Source organism: Pseudomonas sp. 2995-3, assembly GCF_002742565.1.
GTDB lineage: Bacteria > Pseudomonadota > Gammaproteobacteria > Pseudomonadales > Pseudomonadaceae > Aquipseudomonas > Aquipseudomonas edaphica.
The window spans coordinates 1-408 of record NZ_LJSB01000260.1 but is presented as its reverse complement, the minus strand read 5'-3'; the positions used below and the strand labels follow the sequence as shown (position 1 = coordinate 408).

The 408-nt window shown below is 53.9% G+C and carries 1 rRNA gene; it reads right to left on the bottom strand.

The annotated features are described in order from the left end of the window. Positions 1-408: ribosomal RNA gene (locus tag AOA62_RS25675) — 23S ribosomal RNA — on the bottom strand; the annotation flags it as partial.

The window sequence follows — 408 nt, the reverse complement described above, 5'->3', positions numbered from 1 at the left end:
CCTCTTAACCTTCCAGCACCGGGCAGGTGTCAGCCCCTATACGTCGCCTTGCGGCTTAGCAGAGACCTGTGTTTTTGATAAACAGTCGCTTGGGCCTATTCACTGCGGCTCTCTCGGGCGTAAACCCTAATAGAGCACCCCTTCTCCCGAAGTTACGGGGTCATTTTGCCGAGTTCCTTAACGAGAGTTCTCCCGCGCGTCTTAGAATTCTCTTCCCGCCTACCTGTGTCGGTTTGCGGTACGGGCACCAGTCACCTCGCTAGAGGCTTTTCTTGGCAGTGTAGGATCAGGAACTTCGGTACTAATATTTCCCTCGCCATCACAGCTCAGCCTTTATGACAAGCGGATTTGCCTACTTGTCAGCCTAACTGCTTGGACGCGCATATCCATCAGCGCGCTTACCCTACC